Below are 25,499 nucleotides of genomic sequence, written 5' to 3' on the forward strand. Positions count from 1 at the left end.
TGATTTTGTCAAATCGCGTTTGATGTCGGATTCATCTGCGGGTAGATTAGACCCGAATCAGCCGGTCCTTGGGGGGCGCGGCGACCACCCAAAGTCTCAAGTTCCGGCCAATGACCGGCACCAGACGCGGACGGCTTCGCGTTCCCTGAATGGATTCGGCGATCAGCGCGACCGCCGCGCCGTGTGAGTGCTTCGTAAACGTGATGCGTCTTCAAGTTCGGCCGCTGCCAACCCCAGCGTCCGGGCTCAAGAAAAGACTCCGGCCATGACATACAACCAAAGCATCCAATGAGCAGTTCCGCCGCGCTTCTCCAATCCGATACGTTAGGCTCGCGCCTTGAATCGCGCGGCGATCTCACCTCCTTTTTCATGCAGCTTGCCGCCGAGATCGGCGCCGACAGCTACATGCTCGTCGCCATCGTCCACGACCAGGATCGCAACGACGCCCGCATCGTCTCATCCAACTGGATCTTCGACGCCATTGAACTGATCGGCAAGCGGCTGATCGCCGGCCTTGCCCAGGGACCGCTGACCGTTGCACCTGGCATCCGCCCGAGGCCACTGGTCGCCGCCGCGGCGCCCGACGCCGGCGGACTGCTCACCGGCGAAGAGGCGCGCCTGCTCGACGTGCTTGGCCATGCCGAAGTCTATTCACTGCGGCTCAATGTCGGTCGCCAGCGGCTGTTTGCGCTTTTCTCGGCGGCCGAGGCCGGCAGTATCGACCAGCCGGCGCTGATGAAGGCTCAGTTGAAGTGCTGCTACGCGCTGTCCGCTATCCCGCAATTGATCGCCGCCGCCGCCATGCAGGACCCGCTGTCCGACCGTGAGCGCGAATGCCTGTTCTGGGTGTCTGAAGGCAAGACCACCGATGAGGTCGCGGTGATCCTCGGGGTCTCGTCCAACACCGTCAACAGCTACATCACCCACGCCATCCAGAAATTCGCGGCCTCGAACCGCGCGATGGCCATCGCCACGGCGATCAGGAGCGGCATCATTTGAAACACGCTGACATCAAGGCGGCGGCCGAAGCCCTTTTCAACGAGCAGCGCAATCCGTTCGGCGCCTTCTCCATCGGTTCCGAGACGCACCATGCCGTTACCATCCCGGACGCGGTGCGCCGCTGCCGCTGGATCGCCGTCGACATCAACGCGTCGGCGTTTGGCCTCTATTTCGTCAGCCCCTCGCCGGAACGGGCGCGCCTGGTGCCGAGCTTCGATTCCGACTATCCAGCCACTGCGGTGACAACCAAGTTCATCGCCGGCGCCAATGGCGAGGAGATGGTGCGCCACAGCGGCGCCTCGACAGCGCCGCGCTGGTGGGCCGATGACGGCATCGCCGGCTCGGACGCCGTCTTCAAGAACCTCGCCTGGGCGGAGCGGACGGAGCCGCTGGCGCCGGGCACCAACGGCATTGGCTTTCCCGTCCATGCCGATCGCGGCCATTGCGGGCTGGTGGTGTTCCTCGGCTCGACGATCGCTTTGCCGGAGGACACGCTCTACGAAATCCACGCCCGCTGTTTTTCGCTGTTCGCCGCCGTCGCCCGCATTCGTCCGAACGATGCCGGCCGGATGCGGTCGATCTCCAAGCGTGAACTGGAGTGCCTGAAGCTGACCGCCAACGGCAACACCAGCGAAGAGATCGCCAGGCTGTTGAAGCTGTCGGTCCACACCGCCAACCAGTATCTCACCCAGTCGACGCAGAAGCTCAACGCGGTCAACCGCAACCAGGCGGTGGCCAAGGCGCTGCGGCTGGGGCTGATCGAGTGATCGCGTCTGGCAGTTGGAGTAAGACAAAAGATCAGCGATAGGCGAGCGGCTCGGTCCTGCGGATTCGCGCCTCTTCGATCACCGTCTCCAGCAAAGCGGTGTTGTGCTCGGGGTCTTCCCCGGGCTTTTCGAACGACACATAGTTGACCGCGACCGAAGATCTCTCCTCGCTCAGCGTCAGCTGGAAATAGACGGTGACGCCCGGCGGCCGAAGCTCGAGATCGAGCACGATGCGCGGGCTGCCGCTCCAGTCGACATGTGCCTCTCCGCCATGGCCGAGCCTGAGCGTGCCTGGGAGGAAAAAAAGCTCCACAGCCGAATCCACCAGATCCGACAGGCAAGCGAAATGCTCGAGCCGGATGAAGGCGATGTAGTCGGCGACGTCGATCAGCCGCAACTCGTCGACCACCTGCTCGATGGCCTTGGCGACGATGAGTTCGCGGGATTTTGCGTGCGGTTGGCGGTTCATGAAATTTGTCTCCGCTCAGCCTTTTTGGAGTAGACGATCCGCACCAGTTCGGCGACGGCCTGGTAGAATTGCGACGGGATCACGCTATCAACCGAAACTTGCTTGTACATGGAGCGGGCGAGCGCCACGTCCTCGAAGATCGGGATGTTGTGCTCCTTGGCAATCTCGCGAATCTTGAGCGCCACAAGGTCCTGGCCCTTGGCCAGCACCATGGGTGCTGAATCCTCGTCGCGGACATATCTGAGCGCGATGGAAAAGTGCGTCGGATTGGCGATGATCAGCGTCGCGCGCGGCACCGCCGTCATCATCCGCTTGCGCGCCCGGTCGCGCGCCAGCGAGCGCAGCCGCGACTTGATGATCGGGTCGCCCTCGGACTGCTTGAACTCGTCCTTGACCTCCTGCTTGGTCATCCGCAGATCCTGCTTCCAGTGGAAGCGCGACCAGACGACGTCGACCGCCGCGATCAGCCCCATGACGAAGACGATCGCCACCAATATGTCGACGGTGATGCTTTTGATGACGAGGCCGAAAGCGACGGGGTTGGTGATCATGCCGGCCAGGAGCTGGCGGTAGTCCTGCGATAGCGTGAAGTAGAGCACGATGCTGGCGAAGCCGAGCTTGCCCAGCGATTTCAGGAACTCGACCCAGCCCTGAATGCCGAACATCCTGGTCCAGCCTTTGGCTATCGAGATGCGCGACAGTTGCGGCCGGATCCGCTCGCCGACGACTTGCGGCATGTTCTGCAGCACCGAGGCGCCGATGCCGGCCACCACCAGCAGCACCAGCAGGCTGACGACGGCGTTGCCTATTTCCATCATCACGGTCTTGTAGAGCGCGATGACGTCGGTCTCGGTGTCCATCGGCCACGCCTCGGGCTTTTCCAGGAACATCGACAGGAACATGCCGAGATCAACGACCGCGTCCTTGGCGTAGAAGACGGTGAACACCAGTATGGCGATGAAGGACGCCAGAAGTGCGGCCTCTCGCGAATGGGGCAGCTTGCCCTGTTCGACGGTGTCGCGGATCTTCTTTTCGGTCGCGTCTTCGGTTTTGGAGTCTTTGTCCGCCGCTTCAGCCATTCAGCGCTCGGCGTTAAGCCGCTTCGCTCTGCTGCGATGAGGGCAGTTCGAAAGCCCCCTCGCGCGAAAGCCGGATTGTCGCCACCGCGATGTTCTTGCGCGCCGTCATGATGTCGGCAAGCTGAATGCCTTCCGAGCCCTGGCCGAGCTCGGACTCGATCATGCGCCGCGACCGTGCGCCGATCGCCGACAGCACCGATTCCGTCAATGCGGGCGCCGCACCGCGCAGCGCCAGCGTGATCAGTTCGGTCGACAGCCCGTCGAAAAGGAGTACCCTCGCCTTCTGCGTCAAAAGCGGCAGATCGTCGAAGGCAAACAACCTGGAGCGAACACCGCCGAGGTCCGGCGTGCCGGCCTCTTCCAGATCCTGCATGACCTCTTCCAACTGAGGCTTGTCCATCTCGTTGAGCATACTGGCGACGCGCGCCTGTCCCGCCGAGATATCCTTGGTCGCGGTCTGCGCCAGCACGCTGGCGCGCAGCTGGTTCTCGATGATCCTGGTGGCCGCGTCCGGAATGGTCGCCATCGTCACCATGCGCTTGATGATCTCGCTGCGCATCGGCTTTTCCATGGTCAGCAAAATGTTGGCGGCGGCTTGCGGCGCAAGCTTCGACAGCACCATGGCCGCGGTCTGGGGATGCTCGGCGGCAAGGAATGTGCCCAGACGCGTCGGTTCGAGCTTTTCCAGCTCCGGCCAGATCGGCGGTGGCCCTTCCGGCGCAACCTCGAAGCGCTTGTCGCCCATGATGGCGCTCATCTCTTCGGGCGACAGCGATTCATTGAGGATCGTGTCCATCCGGTCGGCGGAATCGAGCAGGCCCGCACCTTCGGTGAACTCGGCCTCGAATTCGGCAACGATGCGTTCGAGGTCGCTTTGCGGAATGGTGCGCAGCAGCCGCGCCCCTTCGATCAGTGCCTTCAGTTCTTCTTGCTTGAAGAATTTCAGCAGCCGGCTGGCCGAAGGTTTGCCCATCGCCACCAGGATGGCGGCGGCCTTTTGCGGGCGCGTGAGCGTCACCGGCGTCGTCATGGCATCCGCTCCTGCTGAGACCGCATGTCATTCATTGCTCAAGCGCCCTTGGTCGCCGCGATAATTTCGGTCAGCCTGATGCCAAAGCGCGACGGATCGCTTTCCAGCACGGTGATCTCGCCGCGCGCGATCTTGCGGCCGTTGACCACGACATCGACCGGTTCGCCGATGCGCCGGTTGAGCGCCACCGTCGAGCCCTTCTGCAGCGCCATCAGGTCCGACACCGGCATTTCCGTACTGCCGAGGATGATCTGCACATCGACCGGGATGCTCATGATGATGTTGGAATTGGCGCCGGACGTGGCAGCCCGCAAGGCGGCGTCGGGGCGCTTTTCCTCCTCCTGGAGGACGCCGCGCAATTCCTCGATGGCGCGGTCGAGCTGTTCGTCCGGCTGGTCGATATTGGCTTCCACCTTGGTCTTGGCCATCAGTCGTCTCCAAATGCTTGGGCTTGCCCGGCGTCAGCCCGGCATGAGCCCATCGATAAAATCCTGACCGGCATCGTAAGGATGCCTGATCCGGACGGTGTAGTTCTGCCCGAGTTTACCGAACTCGCAGACAAACAGCGTCTTGTCGCGCGCGCTCAGCTTGGCCTGCGACTGCGCGGTTTCCTCGAACTCGATGACCTGGCCTGGCTCGAAACCGGCGAGATCGCCGAGCGTCAGGCGGGCCAGCGGCATGGTCGCTTCGAGCGTCACCGTCGAGCGCATCACTTCTTCGGAAAAACGTGCCCGCCAGTCGGAGGTCGTGCCTTCGCTGTCGTGGACATCGGCGATACCGCGTGTGGCAAGCAGAATGCGCTGCGGGATCATCACCGTGACCGTTCCGCTGTCGGTCGGCGTCGAGATGCCGAAGACGATGCGCACCGCCGCGCCATCGCGCAGCACGCGACGCTTGGCTTCGCTGCCCGAAAGCGCCCGCGGCACCGGCAGCCGCAGCTCGAGCGAGCGCCGGCCCGATCCGTTCAACGCCTGCGCAACTTCCTGGAAGACCGTGGTCGCGACATCGGTCTCGATCTGCGACAGAGCGCGCTCGATCGGCGAAACCGGCTGATCCGGATCGCCGCCGAACAGCGCGCACACCATCACGGCGATGGCCGGCGCATCAGCCACCAGCGTCATCGCATCCGAAGACGTCGGCGATGCTATGATGGCCATGGCAAAGGCATCGCCGGCATTCGTGCGGGCATCGGGAACACGGCTGATCTCGACCGCGCGCAGGTCGACGGTGACCGGTGCGCCGAGTTCGCCGGCCAGGCTCTTCTGCAGCAGCGGCAGGGCGCGCTCGCCCATCGAGCGCCCGGTGCCGATGACATGAGCGGCCTCACCGCTGTCACCGACCAGACGCTCAATGATCAGCGAGCGGGCTTGCGAGGGGCTGCCAGGACTTGTCATGACGGCGTGCGGTCCTGTCTGTCGTCATGCATGGCTCAAGCCGCTTTCTTCTCGGCGGAAGCTGTGTTCATCGTGCTTTGCTCGACGGCATCGATCGTCGGCCGCTCATAGGACGAGATGGTCTTGCGACCGAACTCGATCGCCACCTGCGGCAGGGCGCCGTTCATGTAGGCAAGCAGCGTCTGCTTGACGATGATATAGAGGCGGTTCTTCTTCTCGCGCACCGTCTTGATCTTGGTGGCGACCGGCCCGACCACCGCATAGGACAGGAAGATGCCGAGGAAGGTTCCGACAAGGGCAGCGCCGATCAGGCCGCCGAGGATTTCGGGCGACTGGTCGAGCGCGCCCATCGCCTTGACCACGCCGAGCACGGCGGCGACGATGCCGAGCGCCGGCAGACCATCGCCCACCGCCACCAGCGCATGGTAAGCCTTCATCTTGTCGGACTTGATGGTCTGGATTTCCTCGTCCATCAGCGCCTCGATCTCATGCGAGCGGGCATTGCCGATGATGATGATGCGGCAGTAGTCGCAGATGAAATTCGTCAGGTCGTGGTTCTTGAGCACGGTCGGGAACGCCTGGAAGATTGCCGACTCCTCCGGATTGTCGATATGCGCCTCGACCTCGCTGCGCGACTTCGAGCGCAGTTCGCGCATCAGGCTGTGCAGCACGCCCAGCGTCTCCAGATAGTCGCGCTCTTTCGGCACCGCCTGCTTGAACGCTTCGAGGATACCCCTGCCGGTGTCCTTGACCGTCTTCATCGGGTTGGCGACGAGAAAGGTTCCAAGTGCGGCGCCACAGATGACCACCGCTTCCCAAGGCTGCATCAGCACATGCAGATGGCCGCCCATCGCCATGAAGCCGCCGAGAACACAGCCGAGCGTCACCACAAGTCCGATCAGAATGCCCACGCCAGATCCTTCCGCATCACGTCAGGCCTAACCGATAGCCCCCGTGCCTTGTGTGAGGCTTGAATCATGCAAGGTGAGGCGATTCAGCCTCGCGCAAGCAAGTCCGCATAGTCTTGCTTTTGAAGCTGCGACCGGAGGCATGTCGTGTTGAGCACTTTTACCAGCTACCAGCTCATCGCCAGGGACATCCCCAAGGCGATCGACCGCATCGAGGCGGAGCCGATCACCAAGCGCGACACCGACTACTATCTCGCGAACATCGGCAGCGTGAAATCGATCGACGATTTCGTCAAGAACGACCGGCTGTTCAAATATGCCATGAAAGCCTTCGGTCTCGGCGACATGGCTTACGCCAAGGCCTTCATGGTCAAAGCCCTGAAGGAAGGGGTGTCGGATTCCGACAGCTTCGCCAACAAACTGAGCGACAAGCGTTATGCCGAGTTCGTGTCGGCCTTCAATTTCGCCGCACTTGGCGCTAATGCCACGAGCTACAATTCGGCACAGCAGGGCGTGACCAACAATTATGGTCTCCAGGTCTCGGTCGGCCCTTCGCAGAACGGCTTCACCTACTACAAGGGCGAAACCTCGTACTACCTGAGCAACATTTCCAACGTAAAATCGATCGACGACCTGATGGGCAACGATCGCCTGCTCACCTATGCGATGGCCGCGTTCGGCCTGGACGCCGACGCCGAGCCGGCTGCGACCGTGCGGGCCATGCTGGAAGGCGGCGTCACCGACCCGAACAGCCCCGCAAACACGTCGACAAACAAGGGCTATGCGGCTTTCGTCGCGGCTTTCGACTTTGCCCAATATGGCGACCAGGCTACGGCGCGCGACGCCGTCCAGCAGGCGGTGCCGAAGGCTGTGATCGGCGGAACCGGACTGTTGCTCGTCAAGCCGACCGCGCAATACATCAAGGGCGAGGCCGACTACTACGCAGCCAACATCTCCAAGGTGAAGTCCATCGAAGACCTGCTGAAGGACAAGCGCCTGCTGACCTTCGCCATGGCTGCCTATGGGCTTGATGCATCGACCCAGACGACGAAGCAGATCCGCACCATGGTCAATGGCGGCGTCACCGATCCGTTGAGTCCCGCCAACCTGTTGACCGACAAGAGCTACGCCAACTTCGTCAGCGCCTTTGATTTTGCCCAGTATGGCGATCAGACGATCACGCGCGACGCGGTGCTGAAGACCACGCCGAAGCTCTACACGACCGAGTCCAGTCTTGGCCTCATCAAGCCGAATGCGGACGCCGTCCAGGCCGAGACCTGCTACTACCTCGCCAACATCACCAAGGTGAAATCGGTCGACGACCTGATGGCCGACAGCCGCCTTTATAACTATGCTCTGTCCGCAAGCGGGCTCGATCCGGCGACCACCAACAAGGATCTCGTCCGTGATGTCCTTGAGGGCGGTGTCCGCGATCCCGCCAGTGTCGCCAACAAGCTCTCCAACAAGGCCTATGCCAGGCTCGCCACCTCGTTGAATTTCGAGGCCTACGGCGCAGCGGCAACGACCCGCAGCCCGTCGCAGCAGCCGGTGGTCGACAAATACATGCGCCAGACCCTGGAAGAAGACGCCGGCAAGACCAATGAGGGCGTGCGGTTGGCGCTCTATTTCGAGCGCAAGGCCTCGACCATCACCAACTGGTACGACGTGCTGGCCGACACGGCCCTGGCCAGCGTGGTACGCACCGCCATCGGCCTGCCCGATTCCTTCGCTGCCGCAGATATCGACAAGCAGGCGCAGGCCTTCGACGCAAAGCTCGACCTCACCGATTTCACCGACCCGGCCAAGCTCGAGAAATTCCTCACCCGCTTCACCAGCCTTTGGGAAATCAATCATCCGACCTCGACCGCCCAGACATCGATCGGTGTGCTGTTTGCGCAGCCGACCACCGTCGGCATCTCGACCGATCTGATGATGGCCATGCAGAAACTGAGATTCTGAGAACACCATGCAGGACAGCCTTTACGTCGCCCTTTCCTCGCAGATCGCGCTTGAGCGCCGTCTCGACACCATCGCCGATAATGTCGCCAACGCCTCGACCATCGGCTTTCGCGCCACCGGCGTGAAGTTCGAGGATGTCGTCTCCGGCAGCGGCCCCAAATCGGTGTCCTTCGCCTCCTCCGGCAAGACCTATTTGTCCGGCGCCCATGGCGCGATGACGCAGACCGGCAACCCGTTCGACTTCGCCGTCCAGGGCGATGCCTGGTTCGGCATCGACACCCCGGCCGGCACCGTGATGACGCGCGACGGACGCTTTTCGATGAACGAGAACGGCGAGTTGATGTCGCTCGAAGGCCATCCGGTGCTCGACGCCGGCGGTGCGCCGATCCAGCTCGACCCGCGCGACGGCCCACCCAAGGCGGGCGCCGACGGCTCGCTGCGCCAGGGCGACAAGCTCGTCGGCGCCATCGGCCTGTTCAATTTCGATCCCGGCCCGAATTTCGTCCGCTACGGCAATTCTGGCATCGTGCCCGCGCGTGCGCCGGAGCCGGTCACCGACCGTTCCGATCTCGGCGTCGCGCAGGGCTATGTCGAGGAATCCAACGTCAATCCGGTGCTGGAGATGACGCGCCTGATCATGGTCCAGCGCGCCTTCGAGAACACGGCGGCGCTGATGCGCCAGACAGATGCCTCGACCGACGACGCCATCAAGACGCTCGGCTCCAAGTCGTAGCAGCATGTCGAGCAGCAAATCATCGATACGCGCGCTTGAACGGCAACCGGAGACAGCACCGGAAAACCGGCTGGCTGCGCTGGAGCGGATCTGGCGCCGCTTCGATGACACCGAGACGTTGCTGCGGCGCGGCGGCCGTGTTTCGGAGGTTTCGCCAACGCATTACAAGGTGCGCGGCCTGTCTGAAGTCGCCAGGCTTGGCGACCTCGTCGAACAGCGCGGCAATGCCGGCACGCGCCGCGGCGAGATCGTCAGGATCGGCCGCGACGAAGTCGTCATCGCCCCCTTCGAACGCAGCGCCGACGCCGGCATCGGCGACGCCGTGTTTCGCCGCGGCCCGCTGACGGTAACGCCGCTTGCCTCGTGGCGCGGGCGCGCCATCGACGCGCTGACCCGCGTCATCGATGGCGGCCCGCCGCTGATCAGGATCGGCGAGGCTGCGAGCGGCGACGGCACCACGCCCGGCGCCATGGCGCGGCAGCGCGTCGGCACCGCCTTCACGACCGGGGTCAAGGTCATCGACATCTTCACGCCGCTCTGCCTCGGCCAGCGCCTCGGCATTTTTGCCGGTTCCGGCGTCGGCAAGTCGACGCTGCTCGCCATGCTGGCCGGCGCCGACGCCTTCGACACCGTGGTCGTGGCGCTGATCGGCGAGCGCGGCCGCGAGGTACGCGAATTCCTCGAAGACACGATCGGCGCAGAGAGCATGGCCAAGACGGTCGCCGTCGTCGCCACCAGCGACGAGAGCGCCATGATGCGCCGGCGCGCGCCGGATACCGCCATGCGCGTTGCCGAACATTTTCGCGACCAGGGCCATCGCGTGCTGCTGGTGCTGGATTCGATTACCCGCTTTGCCCATGCGCTGCGCGAGGTGGCGACCGGCACCGGCGAGCCGCCGGTCGCCCGGGGCTATCCCGCTTCGGTTTTCACCGACCTGCCGAAGCTGCTCGAACGCGCCGGACCTGGCGCTGAAGGCCCCGGTATCAAAGGACAGGGATCGATCACTGCCATCATCTCGGTGCTGGTCGACGGCGATGACCACAACGACCCGGTCGCCGATTCGGTACGCGGCATCCTCGACGGCCATGTCGTGCTCGACCGCGCCATTGCCGAACAGGGCCGCTACCCCCCGGTCAATCCGCTGTCGTCGATCTCGCGCCTCGCCGACAAGGCATGGAGCCCCGAGCAACGCATGCTGGTGACCAGGCTGAAATCGATGATCTCGCGCTTCGAGGACACCCGCGACATCCGCCTGCTCGGTGCCTATCAGGGCGGCGCCGATGCCGAGCTCGATATTGCCGTGCGCCAGGTGCCGCTGATCTACGAGGCGCTGACGCAGTCGCCCAGGGATCGCGCCTCGAGCGACGCATTCTCCGACCTCGCCCGTCATCTGAAAGGCAAGCAAAGTGTCGATGCAGGAGACTGAGCTTCAGTACACCGAGCGGCTTTTGCGCGAGATGATCGCAGAGGCCAGGGCCGCCGAGGAAGCCCGGGCCAACGAAGCGAGAGCTGTCAGGGCAAAGGCCGATCTCGACAAGGCCGCCAAGGCTGAGGCCATTCTGGCCAGGGCCGCCAGGCCATTCTTGCCCAGGGTAGCCAGCGTAGTCGAGTCCACTGTGCCTCGCTTGGCCGAGCCTGCCTTGCCCAGCGTCGTCAAGCCTGAATTGCCAAGGACCCCTCGCGCCGGCCCCAAAGAAGCGATCGAGACCAGTCGTGACTCGCTTCTCGACGGGCTGTTCCCGGTCACCGAATGGCCGCAGCCGCCAAGGCCGCAATATCCCAGGCTCGACAAGAAATCCGACCGCCGCAGCGATATCGTCTTTGCCGCGCTCGGCATCACGCTTGGCCTGATCTGCGCGCTGTTTCCCTGGTATATCTTCTTCAATCAGGACCAGTTCGGCGTGCAGGCGATCAAGTTCGGCGGCAGCGGCACCAATGCAGGGCGGGTCAGCGGCGGCTCGCAGATGGAGAACAGCGGTCAGCCGCTGACGGCAAACGATGTTCCCGATGTCGACCTGTTCGCCACCGGCACGCTGCAGGACCCCGAGGACAAGACCCAGCCTCCCGGCGTCGACGAGCAGCCCTTCCCGGCGGACGCCAAATTTCGCATGGTTCATGTCGCCAATGGCCGCGCCATGATCGAGGACGATGCCGGCCTGTGGATCGTCCAGCGCGGCTCGAAGCTGCCCGATACCAGCGTCGTCTCGTCGATCGAGCAACGGGGCGGCAAGTGGGTCATGGTCACCAGCACCGACCAGGTGATCGAACTCTCCAAATAGCGGCACACCGGATTTACCCCCGAGCCGCGCAAGGTCCGCGCAAGACTGGCAGCCTAGTCTTGTACGTACCAGCCCGGAGATCCCCATGGAGCCCGTCAATCTTTTCGATCTCGCCGCCAAGCAGTCGCAATGGCTGTCGGTGCGCCAGTCGGCCATTGCCGGCAACATCGCCAACGTCAACACGCCGGGCTACACCGCCGGCGATGTCGAGCCGTTCGAGAAGGTGCTCGACCGCACGGCAGTGTCGCTGACCGCCACCCAGGCAGGCCACCTCGGCACTGCCGCCACTAATGCCGGCTTCACGGTCAAGCCAGAAGAGACGACCGGCGCCATCATGCCCTCGAAGAACACGGTGGTGGTCGAGAACGAACTGATGAAGGCCGGCGAGGTCCGCCGCTCCTTCGAGCTCAACACCGCGATCGTCAAGGCCTTCCATTCGATGATGATGATGGCGGTGAAGAGCTGACAATGGACGCCTTGACCTCAGCCCTCAAGATCGCCGCGTCCGGCCTCAGCGCCCAGTCTGACCGTTTGCGCGTCGTTTCGGAAAATCTCGCCAACGCGCAGTCGACCGGCAACACCCCGGGCGCTGACCCCTATCGCCGCAAGACCATCAGTTTCGTCTCGGAACTCGACCGTGCCTCGGGTGGCACGACGGTTGAGGTCAACTCCATCGACCGCGACCCCAGCGACTTTCCCGTCGAATTCCAGCCCGGCAACGAGGCCGCCGACGACAAGGGCTACGTCAAGATGCCCAATGTAAACGTGCTGGTCGAGATGGCCGACATGAGCGAGGCCAACCGCTCCTACGAAGCCAACCTTCAGGTCATCAAGCAGGCGCGTGATCTGATCTCCATGACCATCGACCTGATGAGGAACCAGTAATGATCAGCGGCATTGGCGGTATCGGATCGCTTCCCCTCAAGCCGGAGATCGGTGGCGCCGATACCACGACCGACCTGTTCCAGGGCACCAGGGCGCCGATGGCCGGCAGCGAAATCGGCACCACCTTCGCCGAAGCGCTGAGCCAGGCTGCTTCAAAGACCGTCAACACCTTGCAGAATGCCGAGCAGGTGTCGATCCAGGCGCTGAGGGGCGACGCCGACACCCGCCAGGTCGTCGACGCCGTCATGAGCGCCCAGCAGGCCCTGCAGACCACGATCGCCATTCGCGACAAGGTCGTCTCCGCCTATCTCGAAATCAGCCGTATGGGCATCTGAGGAGAACTTGCCGTGAAAGCACTCGCCATCGCAGCGACCGGCATGAATGCCCAGCAGACAAATCTGGAAGTCATCGCCAACAACATCGCCAACATCAACACCACCGGCTACAAGCGCGCGCGCGCCGAATTCTCCGACCTGCTCTACCAGGTCGACCGCACGCAGGGCGTGCCCAACCGCTCCAATTCATCGCTGGTGCCGGAAGGCGTGTCTATTGGCCTTGGCGTCAAGACGACGGCGGTGCGCAACGTCCATACCCAGGGCGAACTGACCTCGACCGGCAACAGTTTCGACATGGCGCTGACTGGCCGAGGCTGGTTCCAGATCGAGGGCGGCGACGGCGGCACGCTCTACAGCCGCGCCGGCGCCTTCAACACCAACGCCACCGGCCAGCTGGTGACCGTCGACGGCGCCAATGTCATCCCGGCCATTACCGTGCCGACCGATGCCATCGAAGTTGTCGTCAACAAGACCGGCCAGGTCTTTGCCCGCATCGACGGCCAGACCGACCTCCAGCTGCTGGGCCAGCTGCAGCTCGCCAACTTCGCCAATGAAGCAGGCCTCGCGCCGCTCGGCGACAATCTGTTCCAGGAGACGCCGGCCTCCGGCCCGGCCAATGTCGGCGTGCCCGGCGATCCCGGCTTCGCCTCGGTCGAGCAGGGTTATCTCGAGGCCTCCAACGTCGATCCGGTCAAGGAAATCACCGAGCTGATCTCGGCGCAGCGCGCCTATGAGATGAACTCCAAGGTCATCCAGGCCGCCGACGACATGGCCTCCGTCGTGTCCAAGAACATCAGGTAAGATTTGATGGTCTCTCCGGCCTTCCGCTCCGCGCTTTGCCGCACCGCGCTGATCCTGGCGCTGGTGGCCGGCGGTGTGCCGGCGTTTGCCCAGGAGAGCGCAGACCAGCAGACCACCACTCAGGCCGCGAGCAGTCAGGCAACCGGCGAGATCGTTCTGATCCCCAACCGGGTCATTTATCCCGGCGAGATGATCGACACCGGCGTGCTGAAACCGGTGACGCTGCTCCCCGGCAAGCACAGGCCGGATGCGGTCGCCACGCGGGCCATGGAACTCCAGGGCAAGGTCGCCAAGCGCACGCTGCTGCCCGGCCGCTATATCCCGGTCGCCGCCATCCGCGACGCCTGGCTGGTCGAACAGGGCGCCGACGTGCAGGTCTATTTCATCGCCGGCGACCTCACCATTTCGGCCACGGCGGTGTCGCTGCAGCCGGGTGCCGCCGGCGATTTGATAAAGGTCCGCAACACAGACAGCGGCAAGATCTTTTCCGGCACGGTGATGGCTGACGGCACCATCCGGGTCAGCGCGTCATGAGACGCGGAGCTGCCCTTCTGCTCGCGGCCGTTGTCGGCCTGCAGCCGGCGCTGGCCGACGGTCTTACGCCGAAGCAAAAGCGCGATCTTGCCGGCCAGAATGGCGGCGCCTTTGTCGATCCCGAATACGATCCGGCCACCACCAACCGCATGTTCAGGGTCTCCAACGGCCCAAGCTCTCTGCCACCCGGCCAGGTCGCATCGCGCATCAAGGACATTGCGCAGCTGCAGGCTTCGCGCGACAACCAGCTCGTCGGCTACGGCCTCGTCATCGGCCTCGCCGGATCGGGCGACAGCCTGCGCAATTCGCCGTTCACCGAACAGTCGATCCGCGCCATGCTCGAAAATCTCGGCATTGCCACCGAAGGTGGCAGCGCGCGGGCCAAGAACGTCGCCGCCGTCATCGTCACCGCCAACATGCCGCCTTACGTGCAGTCTGGCGCCCGCATCGACATCGACGTCTCCTCCATGGGCGACGCCACATCGCTTGCCGGCGGCACGCTGATAATGACGCCACTGAAGGCGGCCGATGGCGAGATCTATGCTGTCGGGCAAGGCTCGGTCATCGTTTCCGGCTTCACTGCCCAAGGCGATGCCGAAAAGCTGACGCAGGGCGTGCCGACGGCCGGCCGCGTGCCCAACGGCGCCATCGTCGAGCGCACGGTGCGCGCCGAATTCGAGGACCAGGCGCTGCTCACCTTGCAATTGCGCAACCCCGATTTCTCCACTGCCGTTCGCATCGCCGACGCCATCAACGGCTACACCTCGCAACGCTTCGGCATGCGCGTGGCGGCGGAGCGCGATGCACGTACCGTGCAGATCAGGCGGCCGAAGAATGTTTCGGCGGCGCGCTTCTACGCCGAGATCGAGAATTTGGTGGTCGAGACCGACACGCCGGCACGCGTCGTCATCGACGAACGCACCGGCACCATCGTCATCGGCAACGAGGTCAAGATCTCGCGGGTGGCGATCAGCCACGGCACGCTCACCGTGCGGATCACCGAACAGCCGAAGATCGTCCAGCCGGAACCGTTCTCCAAGGGCGTGACAGCGGAGGAACCCTTCACCACCATCGATGCCACGCGGCCTGACGCCCGCGTCAATGTGCTCGACGGACCGAACCTCGAAACGCTGGTGTCGGGCCTCAACCGTCTCGGCGTCAAGCCGGACGGCATCATTGCCATTTTGCAAGGCATCAAGTCGGCGGGCGCTTTGCAGGCCGATCTGGTTCTCCAATAGGCCATGCCGATGATCGATTTCTTTTCCCAAAAGCAGCACCGCCGCAGCGCAGCCTTGGCAGCTTGCGTCATCGCCGCCACCGTCCTTGCCGGCGGCACTGTCCGCGCGGAAGAAGCGGTGCGGCAGGTTCTGCCTGGCGGGCAACAGCCGGCGGCAGTGCAGCAGCTGGTCCGCGAGAAGGTGCCCGATGAAAGCGAGATCCAGCGCTTCTGCTCCAACATCGCCGACGCCGCCCGCGACCGCCGTTACGCGCTGCAGGCCGAAGAGCTGAAGCAGCTGCAGGCCGGCATCGACCTGCGCATGAAGGCGCTGGACGACAAGCGCGCCGAATACGAGCAATGGCTGAAGCGGCGTGAAGTCTTCCTGGCCCGCGCCGAGGATGGCGTCGTCAAGATCTATGCCGGCATGAAACCGGATGCCGCGGCCGAGCGCCTGGCCATGGTCAACGCCGATCTCGCCGCCGCCATCCTGATGAAACTCGATTCGCGCAAAGCCGGCGTCATTCTCAACGAGATGGACCAGAAGGCAGCGGCCACACTCACCGGCATCATGGCCAGCGCGGCGCGAAGGGTAGATCCGTCATGAAGTCGCATATACTCGCCCTGGTCGCCACGGCTTCACTTGCCGGCTGCGCCTCCGATCCCAGGGAGATCGGCAGGGAGCCGGCGCTGTCGCCGGTTGGCACCGGCATCACCGGCAGCGTCAATGCGCCCTACTCCTATCCCGAAACGCCAGCCGCGCCGGTGAAGAAATTCTCGCTGTGGGATGATCGCCAGAGCCGGTTGTTCACCGACCCACGCGCGCTGCGCGACGGCGACATCCTCACCGTCAGGATCAAGCTCAACGACAAGGCCAACTTCAAGAACCAGAACGACCGCAGCCGCACCGCCGGTCGCAAGCTCGGCTATGACGTCAACCTCGGATGGGAAGGTGCCACCACCAGCGGCAAGGGCGACGCCGGCTTGAGTTCCACCACCGAAACCAATGCGGACGGCGAAATCAAGCGCTCGGAGAACCTCGAGCTCAACGTCGCCGCCGTCGTCACCGAAGTCCTGCCCAACGGCAATCTGATGATCCGCGGCTCGCAGGAAGTGCGCGTCAATTACGAGCTCAGGGTGCTGACCATCGCCGGCATGGTGCGTCCATCCGATATCGGCGCTGAAAACACCATCTCTTATGAACGCATCGCCGAGGCGCGCATCTCCTATGGCGGCCGCGGCCGCGTCAGCGAAATCCAGCAGCCCGCTTACGGTCAGCAGATCCTCGACCAAGTCCTCCCCTTTTAGGACTGGAGAACGGCGCCGTGGCAAATGTCGAACAGGTTCAGCAAAAAAAGGGCCCGTCGCTTGTCATCCAGCTTGCGATGCTGCTGGCGGTGACGGGCGCCGCGATCGGCATGGGCTGGATGTCCGGCGGCTATCTGAAGGGCGTCGGGGGACCGGTGCCTGTGCCCGCCGCACCGGAGAACCAGTCCAATGCCGAGCAACCGAGCAAGGCGGCCGAACATGCTCCCGGCACCGGGCCGACGCTTGTCCAGCTGGCGCCGATCACCACCAATCTGGCTTCGCCTGCTGACACCTGGATAAGGCTGGAAGCGTCGGTGGTCTACGATGCGCCGCAGCCGCCGGAACTTACCGAAAGCATTCACCAGGACCTGCTTGCCATGGTCCGCACCCTGAAGATGCATCAGATCGAAGGCGCCAGCGGCTACCAGCATTTGAAAGCCGACCTCGAGGAGCGCGCCGCAATCCGCAGCGGTGGCCATGCCAAACAGGTTCTGATCAGGACATTGCTGCTCGAATGAGAAAACTCGTCCTCGCCGCCGCGATCGTCGTCGCCGCCACCTCTGTCGCCGCCGCCCAGCAGCTCGATCTCGGCGGCATCGGCAAGGCCGACGGCGCCACCGTCGGCTATATCATCCAGATGTTCGGTCTGCTCACCGTGCTGTCGGTGGCGCCGGGCCTGTTGATCATGGTGACGAGCTTCACCCGCTTCGTCATCGCCTTCTCGATCCTGCGCGCCGGCATCGGCCTGCAGTCGACGCCGGCCAATCTGATCCTGATCTCGCTGTCGCTGTTCATGACCTTCTACGTCATGGCGCCGACCTTCGACCAGGCCTGGAACACCGGCGTCAAGCCGCTGATGGACAACCAGATCAGCCAGACCGAGGCGTTCGAAAAGATTTCGGACCCGTTCCGCACCTTCATGCTGCACAATGTCCGCGACAAGGACTTCGACCTGTTCGCCGATCTCGCCCGCGAACGCGGCCAGGTCGTTGCCAGGGACACCGTCGACCTGCGCATCCTGGTGCCGGCCTTCATGATCTCCGAAATCCGCCGCGGCTTCGAGATCGGCTTCCTGATCGTGCTGCCGTTCCTCGTCATCGACCTGATCGTCGCCACCATCACCATGGCCATGGGCATGATGATGCTGCCGCCGACCGTCGTTTCGCTGCCCTTCAAGATCCTGTTCTTCGTCCTCATCGACGGCTGGAACCTGCTTGTCGGCAGCCTGGTGCGCTCCTTCACCTGACCGTCCGCGCGCCCTTGGCGCCTTGCTAAGATTTTATGCAATATATTTCCGGTTAACCGTCCCGTTTAGCCCTTTGGTAGGGACTTGCACGCATATTGCTCGGAGATGGCGGGTGATCGGGTCTCACGATCATTGGCATGATGCCGCTCCGTCATACCGGAAAAGCCGGTATGTCAAAAACACCCTGTAAAAATCAAGGTACGAGTAGCCATGTCCAGTATCATGACGAACGCCTCGGCGCTGACCGCGCTGCAGAGCCTGAACAACACCAACAAATCCCTCGAGCAGACGCAGGCCCGCATCTCGACCGGCTACCGCGTTGCCACCGCTTCCGACAACGCCGCTTACTGGTCGATCGCGACCTCGATGAAGTCCGACAACAAGGCCAACTCGGCCGTGCAGGACGCCCTCGGCCTCGGCGCCGGCAAGGTTGACACCGCCTACACCGCCATCAACGACGTCAAGGACCAGGTCGACCTGATCAAGACCAAGCTGGTCACTGCCCGTAGCGCCTCGAAGGAAGACCAGCAGAAGATCGCGACCGAAATCAACGCCATCCAGGCGCAGATCAAGTCCTCGGTCGCCAACGCCAACTTCGCCGGCTCGAACCTGCTGCAGAACGACGCTGCCGCTGCGTCCGACCTGAAGATCGTTGCGGCTTACAACCGTACCGGCGCGACCGTCACCATCGACACCATCGACGTCAAGGCAGCCGATACGCAGGTTCTCGATGTCGCCGGCACGGGCGGCATCGTCGGCGGCCTGCTCGCCGCTGCCTTCTTCGACCCGAGCACCACGGCGGTTACCCCCGCCGCCATCGACACCGCGCTCGGCACTGTTGAAACCGCGCTTGCCAAGCTGTCCACCGGCGCTGCCTCGCTCGGCGCCGCCAAGTCGCGCATTGACACCCAGAAGAGCTTCCTGTCGAACCTGTCGGACTCGATCGACAAGGGCGTCGGCGCTCTGGTCGACGCCGACATGAATAAGGAATCGACCCGTCTGCAGGCCCTCCAGGTCCAGCAGCAGCTCGGCATCCAGGCGCTGTCGATCGCCAACGGCAACTCGCAGTCGATCCTGTCGCTCTTCCGCGGCTGATCTCTCGACATTACGACTGACACCATCCGTCGGGCCGCGCCAACAGCGCGGCCCGATTTCTTTTTGCGGCTGTTGATTGTCTTGCTAAATGGCTGCCGATTTTTGCTCTTGGCCAGCGCCCTGAATGGCTTGGTTTAACAGGCCGTTAACCATATCCCGGTAGTCATGGTTAACCATTCCATGGCGGGCAGACCATACGGTCGATGGGCTTATGCCTACCCCCTTGATGAAGTTGATCCGGCGTGTTCGGGACACGCCAGTGTTTGAAAAGGGGTAAATATCTTGGCTAGCATCATGACGAACGCTTCGGCTCTGACCGCGCTGCAGAGCCTGAACAACACCAACAAGCAGCTTGAAACCACCCAGTCACGCATTTCGACCGGCTACCGCGTCGCCACCGCCAGCGACAACGCCGCCTACTGGTCGATCGCCACCACGATGAAGTCCGACAACAAGGCGCTTTCGGCCGTTCAGGACGCGCTTGGCCTCGGCGCCGGCAAGGTCGACACCGCCTACACCGCCATCACCGACATCAAGGACCAGGTCGACCTGATCAAGGCCAAGCTGGTCACTGCACGCAGCGCCAGCAAGGACGACCAGCAGAAGATCGCCACTGAGATCAAGGCTATCCAGGACCAGATCAAGTCGTCGGTCACCAACGCCTCCTATGCCGGCTCGAACCTGCTGCAGAACGACGCTGCCGCGACCTCCGACCTGAAGATCGTCGCGTCCTATAACCGCACCGGCACGACCGTCGCCATCGACACCATCGACGTCAAGGCGGCCGACACGCAGGTCCTCGATCTTCCCGGCACCGGCGGCATCGTCGGCGCTCTGCTGGCGACGACCTTCTTCGATCCCAGCACAACCCAGGTCCTTCCGGCAGCCATCGACACCGCACTTGGCGCCGTTGAAACGGCGCTTGCCAAGCTGTCCACGGGCGCTGCCTATCTCGGCGCCGCCAAGTCGCGCATCGATACCCAGAAGAGCTTCCTGTCGAACCTGTCGGACTCGATCGACAAGGGCGTCGGCGCGCTGGTCGACGCCGACATGAACAAGGAATCGACGCGGCTGCAGGCCCTGCAGGTCCAGCAGCAGCTCGGCATCCAGTCGCTGTCGATCGCCAACGGCAACTCGCAGTCGATCCTGGCGCTGTTCAAGCAGTAAGCCTGACCCGGCTTTCTCCTTCTTGAATTGAAGGGCCGCGCCGACAGCGCGGCCCTTTCGCTTTGTGGCTGTGTTTTGACGCATGTCGTTGACCCGGAACCGCTGCACTTCCGGGCGACATGCTCTATCATCTTCGCACAAGCTTCGCGGTCTAGTGTTCCCACGGAATATCATGCTGGGAGCGCTTGAATCGTGCCGCAACAGATCCAGAGCATCATCTCGAATCTCAGGGCATTTGGCGTCAGGCGCCTTGCCATGCTGGCCGGCATTGCCGCATTGGTGATGGCCGTCATCGGCATCGGCTCGGTCTATCTCAACCGCCCGGCCTATGAGACGCTCTATGTCGGGCTCGATCGCTCCGACGTGAACCAGATCGGCCTGGTGCTCGGCGAAGCCGGCATCGGCTTCGACGTCGGCTCCGACGGCACCTCCGTGCTGGTGCCGGCCGGCACCACCGCGCAGGCGCGCATGCTGCTCGCCGAAAAGGGCCTGCCGACCAGCGCCAATGCCGGCTACGAACTGTTCGACAATGTCGGCTCGCTCGGGCTGACCTCCTTCATGCAGCAGATCACCCGCGTGCGCGCGCTGGAAGGCGAGATCGCCCGCACCATCCAGTCGATATCCGGCATCAAGGCCGCCCGCGTTCACATCGTCATGTCCGAGCGCGCCAATTTCCGCCGCGACGAACAGCAACCCTCCGCCTCGGTGGTCATCCGCTATTCCGGCATCGACGCCGAAAAGAGCGCCATGTCGATCCGCCATCTCGTCGCCGCCGCCGTGCCGGGCCTGTCGGCCGACAAGGTTACCGTGCTCGATTCCAACGGCAACCTTCTCGCCGCCGGCGACGATCCCTCCAACACAAGTGCTGCCCGCACGCTCGGCGTCGAGCAGACCGTCGAGGCGCAGATCGGCGACAACATCCGCCGCGCGCTGACGCCTTATCTCGGCCCCGACAATTTCCGCGCCAGCGTCAAAGCCGACGTCAATACCGACACCCGCCAGACCGAAGAGACGATCTTCGATCCGGAGTCACGCGTGGAGCGTTCCGTGCAGTCGGTGCGCGCCAACGAAAACAGCAACCAGAGGCAGGCCTCGACCCCGGCCACCGTCGAGCAGAACCTGCCCGAGACCCAGGCGACCAGCACCGATGGTCCGCAGACGTCATCGGAGAATGATCGCAAGGAGGAGATCACCAATTACGAGATCAACTCCAAGAAGATCGCCACGGTCTCCAACGGCTATTCCGTCACCAAGATGTCGATCGCCGTCGTCGTCAACCAGCAGCGGCTGATGACCATCCTCGGCAAGGACGCCACACCCGAACAGATCGCCAAGCGCGTCGCCGACATCCAGAAGATGGTCGCCTCGGCCACCGGCTTCGACGACAAGCGCGGCGATATCATCGATGTCTCGGCGGTCGAGTTCATCGACGGGCTGGACGGCGAGCCGGTCGAACAGCCGGGCATAATGGCGTCGATCGGAACCCATGCCGGTACGATGATCAACGCCGGCGCGTTCATCGTCGTGGTGTTCCTGGTCGCCTTCTTCGGCCTGAGGCCAATGGCCACCGCGCTGAGCGCGCGGCCGACGCCGGCACTTGCCGGTCCGAGCTTCGACGACGTCCAGCGTTCGCTGCCGACACCCGAAGCCGCCGGCGCCGAACCGGCGCCGGCTGCCTTGCCCGGCAGCCGCCCAGGCGCGACTCCACTCGACGATCTTCGTCAGAAGATCAGGCCGGCGCCGCAGGAACGGCTTGCCCGCATGGTCGACATCAATGAGGAGCGCACCGCGCAGATCCTGCGCAAATGGGCGGCCCAGGAAGCAGCGGTATAGACCATGGCCTCGGCAGCGCTTTTCGACCTTTTGCCGGATTTCGGCGCACGCAGCCAGCGTGCCGGCCAGCCCTCGCTCGCGGCCATGGCCGAGCCAAGGCCGGAGACGTCTGCGCCGCAGGCCGACATCGGCGCGCTGATCGCCGAAGCGGTCATCGATGCCGAAGCCGCCCTTGAAGCCCGCCTTGCCATCGCCCACCAGGCAGCGCTCGAGGCGCAGAGACAGGCCAATGCCGATGAAGCAAAGGCCTTTCTGGAAAGTTTCGGCGGCGATCTCGGCGCGGTCGTCACTGCCCGTATCGAGATCATGGAGGCCAAGGTCAGCGACCTCGTCGGCGCCACCATTGCGCGCATCATTGGCGGCCTTGTCAGCGACGATCTGCAGAAGCGTTCGCTGGAAGCCCTTGCCGGCACGATCCGCGAAGCCGTCGGCGACAGCGAGGCGGTGCGCATCGCCGTGCGCGGACCGCTGTCATTGTTCGAGGCACTGAAGGCTTCGCTCGGCCCACGCGCGGCCAATCTCGATTTCATCGAGGCGCCCGGCTTCGACCTTACCGTCGCCATTGACGAGGCGGTGTTCGAAACCCGCATTGCCGAATGGTCGGCCGCCTTGTCGGAGGCCCTATCATGAGCGGGGCCCTATTATGAACGAGTGGACGTCATGAGCGTTGTCGAGGCCGCAGACGCCAGGCACGAGATCATCATCGTGCGGCGCAATCACGACGACCACGACGACGCCCACCATGGCGGCGTCTGGAAGATTGCCTTTGCCGATTTCATGACCGCCATGATGTGCTTCTTCCTCGTCATGTGGCTGATCAACGCCGCCAACGAGCAGACCAAGGCGGCCGTTGCCAGCTACTTCAATCCGGTCAAGCTGGTCGATCGCAACGCCAGCCGCAAGGGCCTCGAAGACCTCGGCGATGGCCCGAGCAAGGTCGGGCTGACGGCCGACGACCCGCGGGACAAGACCAGCAAGGCCGGACAGGACGGCATCGGCGGCGCCGGCACCTCGGACAAGAAGCAATCGAAGGAATCGGCGCCGAAGACCGATCTTTCCGACGAGCATCTGTTTGCCGATCCCTATGCTGTGCTGTCGGAAATCGCCACCGACACCGGCGTCATGCAAAATGTCAGCGAGAAGGGCGATGGCGGCGCGCAGGCGTCCGGCCCGGCTACCGGCGCATCCGGCGGCCAATCCTACCGCGACCCGTTCGCGCCGGATTTCTGGTCGCAGCAGGTGGCTGCACCAGGCGCCGAAGCCACCGCCGAACGCACCAAGATCGAAGGCGATCCCCTGAAGCCGGGTGACAAGGCGGCACAGACGCAAGTGGCGGAGGTGAAGGCCGTGCCGGCCGCGCCGCCAGTGGCCGCGGCGCCGCTCGAGCCGCTGGCGAAATCCGTTTCCGATAAGCCGCTGACCAAGGCTGAAGCCAAAGCAGAGGCCAAGGCTGAAGCAGCGAAGGCCGAAATTGCAAAGGCCGAAGCCGCCGAAGCACAACCCGCACCCAAACCCGAAGCCGCAGAAAAAGCGCCGACGGCCGCCACTGTTAGAGCCGCGGCGCAGGTCAAGCAGGAACTGGCCGAGGCCTTCAAGCCAGGCGACAAATTGCATGATGGCGTCTCCGTCGAAGCCACCGACAAGGGTGTCGTCATTTCCATCACGGACCAGTTCGATTTCGGCATGTTCGAGATCGGATCGGCTGTGCCTAGGCGTGAACTGGTGCTGGCGATGGAAAAGATCGGCCGCATCGTCAACGAGCAGAAAGGCACGATCAGCATCAACGGCCACACCGACGCGCGGCCGTTCCGCAGCGACACTTACGACAATTGGCGGCTGTCCACGGCGCGCGCCCATTCCGCCTATTACATGCTGGTGCGCGGCGGCGTCGACGAGCGCCGCATCACCGAGGTCGCCGGCTTCGCCGATCGCGAGCCGAAAATTGCAGCCGACCCGATGGCGGCCGCGAACCGCCGCATCGAAATCCTGATGGCGACCGACGGATGAGGCGCGCCGCGATCATCGGCCGCGCCGTCGGGCTGCTGCTGCTGAGCGCTGTCCATCCGCCATCGGCCTTCGCCGAGGACGGCTTGCAGCCCTATCAGCTGGTGCGCTCGCTGCAGCTTGTGCAGGACCGCATCGCCGCCGGCGATCACGCCGCGCTGCCGATGCAGGCCAAGCTGCTCGAAATGGCCGACACAAGGCTGCGCGCGGCGGACGCAGATGATTTCAGCGACCCGAAGAATTTTCGCGCCTTGCTGGTCTATGGCATGAGTGGCGGCAACCCCGTCACCGTCGAGGCGGCGGTGTCGCGCGCCAAGACCGACCCGCAAAGCCTGACCATCGCCAAGGGCATTGTCGATTATCTGAACGGCCGGCAGGCGGCTGCGATCGAGGCGCTGAAGCCGATCGATCCGATGACCCTGCCCCCCGATGTCGGTGCCTTTCTGGCGCTGGTCAAGGGCTCGCTTCTCGCCACCGAGCAACCGGTCAGCGCGCTTGCGCTGCTCGACGATGCTCGCCTGCTCAGCCCCGGCACGCTGGTCGAGGAAGCAGCGCTGCGCCGCTCGGTCGGCATCGCCGCCGCGCAAGGCGACGGTGCGCGTTTCGCGCTTGCCTCAACCCAATACGTCGAAGACTACCTCTATTCGCCCTATGCCAGCCAGTTCGCCGACGCCTTCGTCTCCGGCGTCATCACGCTGCACATGGCGATCAGCCAGGACAAGCTCGCCGACATCACCGCAATGATGGATCCAGAACGCGAGAAGGTGATCTATCTGCGCATCGCCCGCCGCGCCGCGATCGACGGCTTTGCCGATCTCTCCGCCTTTGCCTCGGCCAGGGCTGAACGGGGCCGCGACGGCATCCACAATCAGGACGATCCGCGCGCCCAGCTCTATTCCAGCCTGTCCACGGTAACGTCCGGCACCATCGGCGAGGTCCGCGCCAAGCTGGACAAGATCGATCGGAACCAGCTTTCGCAAAGCGACCGCGACCTGCTCGATGCCGCGCAGGCCGTGGCGGGTGAAGTCATCGCCCCGCCGGCGCCGCTGCCTGCCGAAAAGCCCGCACCTGCCGCGGCCAGGCAGGAGCCGGTCAAGACCGCGGCAGTGGAAAGACCCGACGAGCCAGAGCTGCCGCCGGTCGAAGGCGCGATGCCGGAACGGCCAGCCGCCACAACGTCGAGTGAACAGCCCGCAACCGACCAACCGAAGGCGGCAAGTGAGCCGGCCGCGCAGGCACCGAGCACGCCAGAGGCAAAGGCGGCGGAAACGCCTGCAGTCGCCTCGGCCAGCGATGCGGCTCCGGTCGTGCCGGCATCGGTGCCGGCCCCCGCCGCAGTAGAGCCTACCGATCCCACCGACGCCGCCATGGCGAGGACGCGTCGCCAGCTCGATTTGATCGACCAGATGCTTGGAGCAGCCCCGAAATGACCACCAATGTTGGCCAGGCCCTGCCGGC

Annotated in this window: 28 protein-coding genes; 22 read left to right on the plus strand and 6 right to left on the minus strand. The window is 63.9% G+C overall.

The genetic code is table 11. The annotated features are described in order from the left end of the window. Positions 1–288: 288 nt before the first annotated feature. Positions 289–999 carry a helix-turn-helix transcriptional regulator gene (locus ACYG9Z_RS07815; protein ID WP_023671758.1) on the plus strand — a complete coding sequence of 237 codons (711 nt, stop codon included), beginning with the start codon at positions 289–291 and terminating at the stop codon, positions 997–999. Continuing rightward, entirely contained in the window at positions 996–1,766 is a 771-nt protein-coding gene (locus ACYG9Z_RS07820) for a helix-turn-helix transcriptional regulator (RefSeq protein ID WP_023683474.1), read from the plus strand. The genes ACYG9Z_RS07815 and ACYG9Z_RS07820 overlap by 4 nt, the downstream gene beginning before the upstream one ends. A gap of 31 nt (positions 1,767–1,797) precedes the next feature. Here ACYG9Z_RS07820 and ACYG9Z_RS07825 read toward each other — a convergent pair whose 3' ends face one another. The 6 genes from ACYG9Z_RS07825 to motA are packed head-to-tail and all read right to left on the minus strand — an operon-like array spanning position 1,798 to position 6,649. After that, positions 1,798–2,235, minus strand: a complete 438-nt coding sequence (locus tag ACYG9Z_RS07825; protein ID WP_023671756.1) for a hypothetical protein — start codon at positions 2,233–2,235, stop codon at positions 1,798–1,800. Beyond that, entirely contained in the window at positions 2,232–3,314 is a 1,083-nt protein-coding gene (gene flhB / locus ACYG9Z_RS07830; protein WP_023683475.1) for a flagellar biosynthesis protein FlhB, read from the minus strand. Before flhB ends, ACYG9Z_RS07825 begins: the two co-directional genes overlap by 4 nt. A 13-nt stretch (positions 3,315–3,327) precedes the next feature. After that, positions 3,328–4,344, minus strand: coding sequence for a flagellar motor switch protein FliG (locus ACYG9Z_RS07835; RefSeq protein ID WP_023683476.1), 1,017 nt, complete (start codon positions 4,342–4,344; stop codon positions 3,328–3,330). Between the two features lie 38 nt (positions 4,345–4,382). Beyond that, a complete protein-coding gene (fliN, locus tag ACYG9Z_RS07840; RefSeq protein ID WP_023683477.1) occupies positions 4,383–4,772 on the minus strand; it encodes a flagellar motor switch protein FliN in 390 nt (129 codons plus the stop codon). Between the two features lie 33 nt (positions 4,773–4,805). Then, positions 4,806–5,738 (minus strand): FliM/FliN family flagellar motor switch protein, encoded by a 933-nt coding sequence (locus ACYG9Z_RS07845; RefSeq protein WP_023683478.1) that lies wholly within the window; start codon positions 5,736–5,738, stop codon positions 4,806–4,808. A 35-nt stretch (positions 5,739–5,773) separates the two neighbouring features. Then, the gene (gene motA, locus ACYG9Z_RS07850; protein ID WP_023671751.1) at positions 5,774–6,649 is read right to left on the minus strand and encodes a flagellar motor stator protein MotA; all 876 of its coding nucleotides are present in this window, start codon (positions 6,647–6,649) and stop codon (positions 5,774–5,776) included. Positions 6,650–6,793: 144 nt separating this feature from the next. Between motA and ACYG9Z_RS07855 the strand changes: the two genes are divergently transcribed. From ACYG9Z_RS07855 to ACYG9Z_RS07950, 20 genes are all read left to right on the plus strand, one after another. After that, the gene (locus ACYG9Z_RS07855; RefSeq protein WP_023751305.1) at positions 6,794–8,605 is read left to right on the plus strand and encodes a DUF1217 domain-containing protein; all 1,812 of its coding nucleotides are present in this window, start codon (positions 6,794–6,796) and stop codon (positions 8,603–8,605) included. 7 nt (positions 8,606–8,612) lie between these two features. Continuing rightward, on the plus strand, positions 8,613–9,338 hold the full coding sequence (flgF, locus tag ACYG9Z_RS07860; protein ID WP_023671749.1) for a flagellar basal-body rod protein FlgF: 726 nt from the start codon (positions 8,613–8,615) through the stop codon (positions 9,336–9,338). 4 nt (positions 9,339–9,342) lie between these two features. Then, on the plus strand, positions 9,343–10,764 hold the full coding sequence (gene fliI / locus ACYG9Z_RS07865) for a flagellar protein export ATPase FliI (RefSeq protein ID WP_023751306.1): 1,422 nt from the start codon (positions 9,343–9,345) through the stop codon (positions 10,762–10,764). Continuing rightward, positions 10,751–11,617 (plus strand): hypothetical protein, encoded by an 867-nt coding sequence (locus tag ACYG9Z_RS07870; protein WP_031243981.1) that lies wholly within the window; start codon positions 10,751–10,753, stop codon positions 11,615–11,617. The genes fliI and ACYG9Z_RS07870 overlap by 14 nt, the downstream gene beginning before the upstream one ends. Positions 11,618–11,702: 85 nt before the next feature. Then, positions 11,703–12,083 (plus strand): flagellar basal body rod protein FlgB, encoded by a 381-nt coding sequence (gene flgB, locus ACYG9Z_RS07875; protein WP_023683310.1) that lies wholly within the window; start codon positions 11,703–11,705, stop codon positions 12,081–12,083. Positions 12,084–12,085: 2 nt separating this feature from the next. Then, a complete protein-coding gene (gene flgC / locus ACYG9Z_RS07880) occupies positions 12,086–12,502 on the plus strand; it encodes a flagellar basal body rod protein FlgC (RefSeq protein WP_023686341.1) in 417 nt (138 codons plus the stop codon). Further along, positions 12,502–12,837, plus strand: a complete 336-nt coding sequence (locus ACYG9Z_RS07885) for a flagellar hook-basal body complex protein FliE (protein ID WP_023673649.1) — start codon at positions 12,502–12,504, stop codon at positions 12,835–12,837. The genes flgC and ACYG9Z_RS07885 overlap by 1 nt, the downstream gene beginning before the upstream one ends. A gap of 12 nt (positions 12,838–12,849) precedes the next feature. Then, entirely contained in the window at positions 12,850–13,638 is a 789-nt protein-coding gene (gene flgG / locus ACYG9Z_RS07890; RefSeq protein WP_023673650.1) for a flagellar basal-body rod protein FlgG, read from the plus strand. 6 nt (positions 13,639–13,644) lie between these two features. Further along, positions 13,645–14,172, plus strand: a complete 528-nt coding sequence (gene flgA, locus ACYG9Z_RS07895; RefSeq protein ID WP_023751308.1) for a flagellar basal body P-ring formation chaperone FlgA — start codon at positions 13,645–13,647, stop codon at positions 14,170–14,172. Beyond that, positions 14,169–15,410: a flagellar basal body P-ring protein FlgI gene (locus ACYG9Z_RS07900; RefSeq protein WP_023673652.1), complete on the plus strand. Its 1,242-nt coding sequence runs from the start codon at positions 14,169–14,171 to the stop codon at positions 15,408–15,410. The genes flgA and ACYG9Z_RS07900 overlap by 4 nt, the downstream gene beginning before the upstream one ends. Before the next feature lie 3 nt (positions 15,411–15,413). After that, positions 15,414–15,995 carry a MotE family protein gene (locus tag ACYG9Z_RS07905; protein ID WP_027049841.1) on the plus strand — a complete coding sequence of 194 codons (582 nt, stop codon included), beginning with the start codon at positions 15,414–15,416 and terminating at the stop codon, positions 15,993–15,995. Continuing rightward, positions 15,992–16,696, plus strand: a complete 705-nt coding sequence (flgH, locus tag ACYG9Z_RS07910; RefSeq protein WP_023691727.1) for a flagellar basal body L-ring protein FlgH — start codon at positions 15,992–15,994, stop codon at positions 16,694–16,696. Before ACYG9Z_RS07905 ends, flgH begins: the two co-directional genes overlap by 4 nt. Positions 16,697–16,713: 17 nt before the next feature. Next, positions 16,714–17,214 (plus strand): flagellar basal body-associated FliL family protein, encoded by a 501-nt coding sequence (locus ACYG9Z_RS07915; protein WP_023673655.1) that lies wholly within the window; start codon positions 16,714–16,716, stop codon positions 17,212–17,214. Further along, positions 17,211–17,942 carry a flagellar type III secretion system pore protein FliP gene (gene fliP, locus ACYG9Z_RS07920; protein ID WP_023710973.1) on the plus strand — a complete coding sequence of 244 codons (732 nt, stop codon included), beginning with the start codon at positions 17,211–17,213 and terminating at the stop codon, positions 17,940–17,942. Before ACYG9Z_RS07915 ends, fliP begins: the two co-directional genes overlap by 4 nt. Before the next feature lie 210 nt (positions 17,943–18,152). Continuing rightward, positions 18,153–19,037, plus strand: a complete 885-nt coding sequence (locus tag ACYG9Z_RS07925; protein ID WP_023683303.1) for a flagellin N-terminal helical domain-containing protein — start codon at positions 18,153–18,155, stop codon at positions 19,035–19,037. 282 nt (positions 19,038–19,319) lie between these two features. Further along, positions 19,320–20,204: a flagellin N-terminal helical domain-containing protein gene (locus ACYG9Z_RS07930; RefSeq protein ID WP_023683302.1), complete on the plus strand. Its 885-nt coding sequence runs from the start codon at positions 19,320–19,322 to the stop codon at positions 20,202–20,204. A gap of 192 nt (positions 20,205–20,396) precedes the next feature. Further along, complete coding sequence (fliF, locus tag ACYG9Z_RS07935; RefSeq protein WP_023751310.1) at positions 20,397–22,037, plus strand: flagellar basal-body MS-ring/collar protein FliF; 1,641 nt, start codon at positions 20,397–20,399, stop codon at positions 22,035–22,037. Positions 22,038–22,040: 3 nt separating this feature from the next. Continuing rightward, complete coding sequence (locus ACYG9Z_RS07940) at positions 22,041–22,667, plus strand: hypothetical protein (RefSeq protein ID WP_023683300.1); 627 nt, start codon at positions 22,041–22,043, stop codon at positions 22,665–22,667. A 30-nt stretch (positions 22,668–22,697) separates the two neighbouring features. Next, positions 22,698–24,044, plus strand: coding sequence for a MotB family protein (locus ACYG9Z_RS07945; protein WP_023683299.1), 1,347 nt, complete (start codon positions 22,698–22,700; stop codon positions 24,042–24,044). Beyond that, complete coding sequence (locus tag ACYG9Z_RS07950; protein WP_023683298.1) at positions 24,041–25,471, plus strand: chemotaxis protein; 1,431 nt, start codon at positions 24,041–24,043, stop codon at positions 25,469–25,471. Before ACYG9Z_RS07945 ends, ACYG9Z_RS07950 begins: the two co-directional genes overlap by 4 nt. Positions 25,472–25,499: the final 28 nt, after the last annotated feature.

It is taken from the genome of Mesorhizobium sp. RSR380A (genome assembly GCF_054719385.1).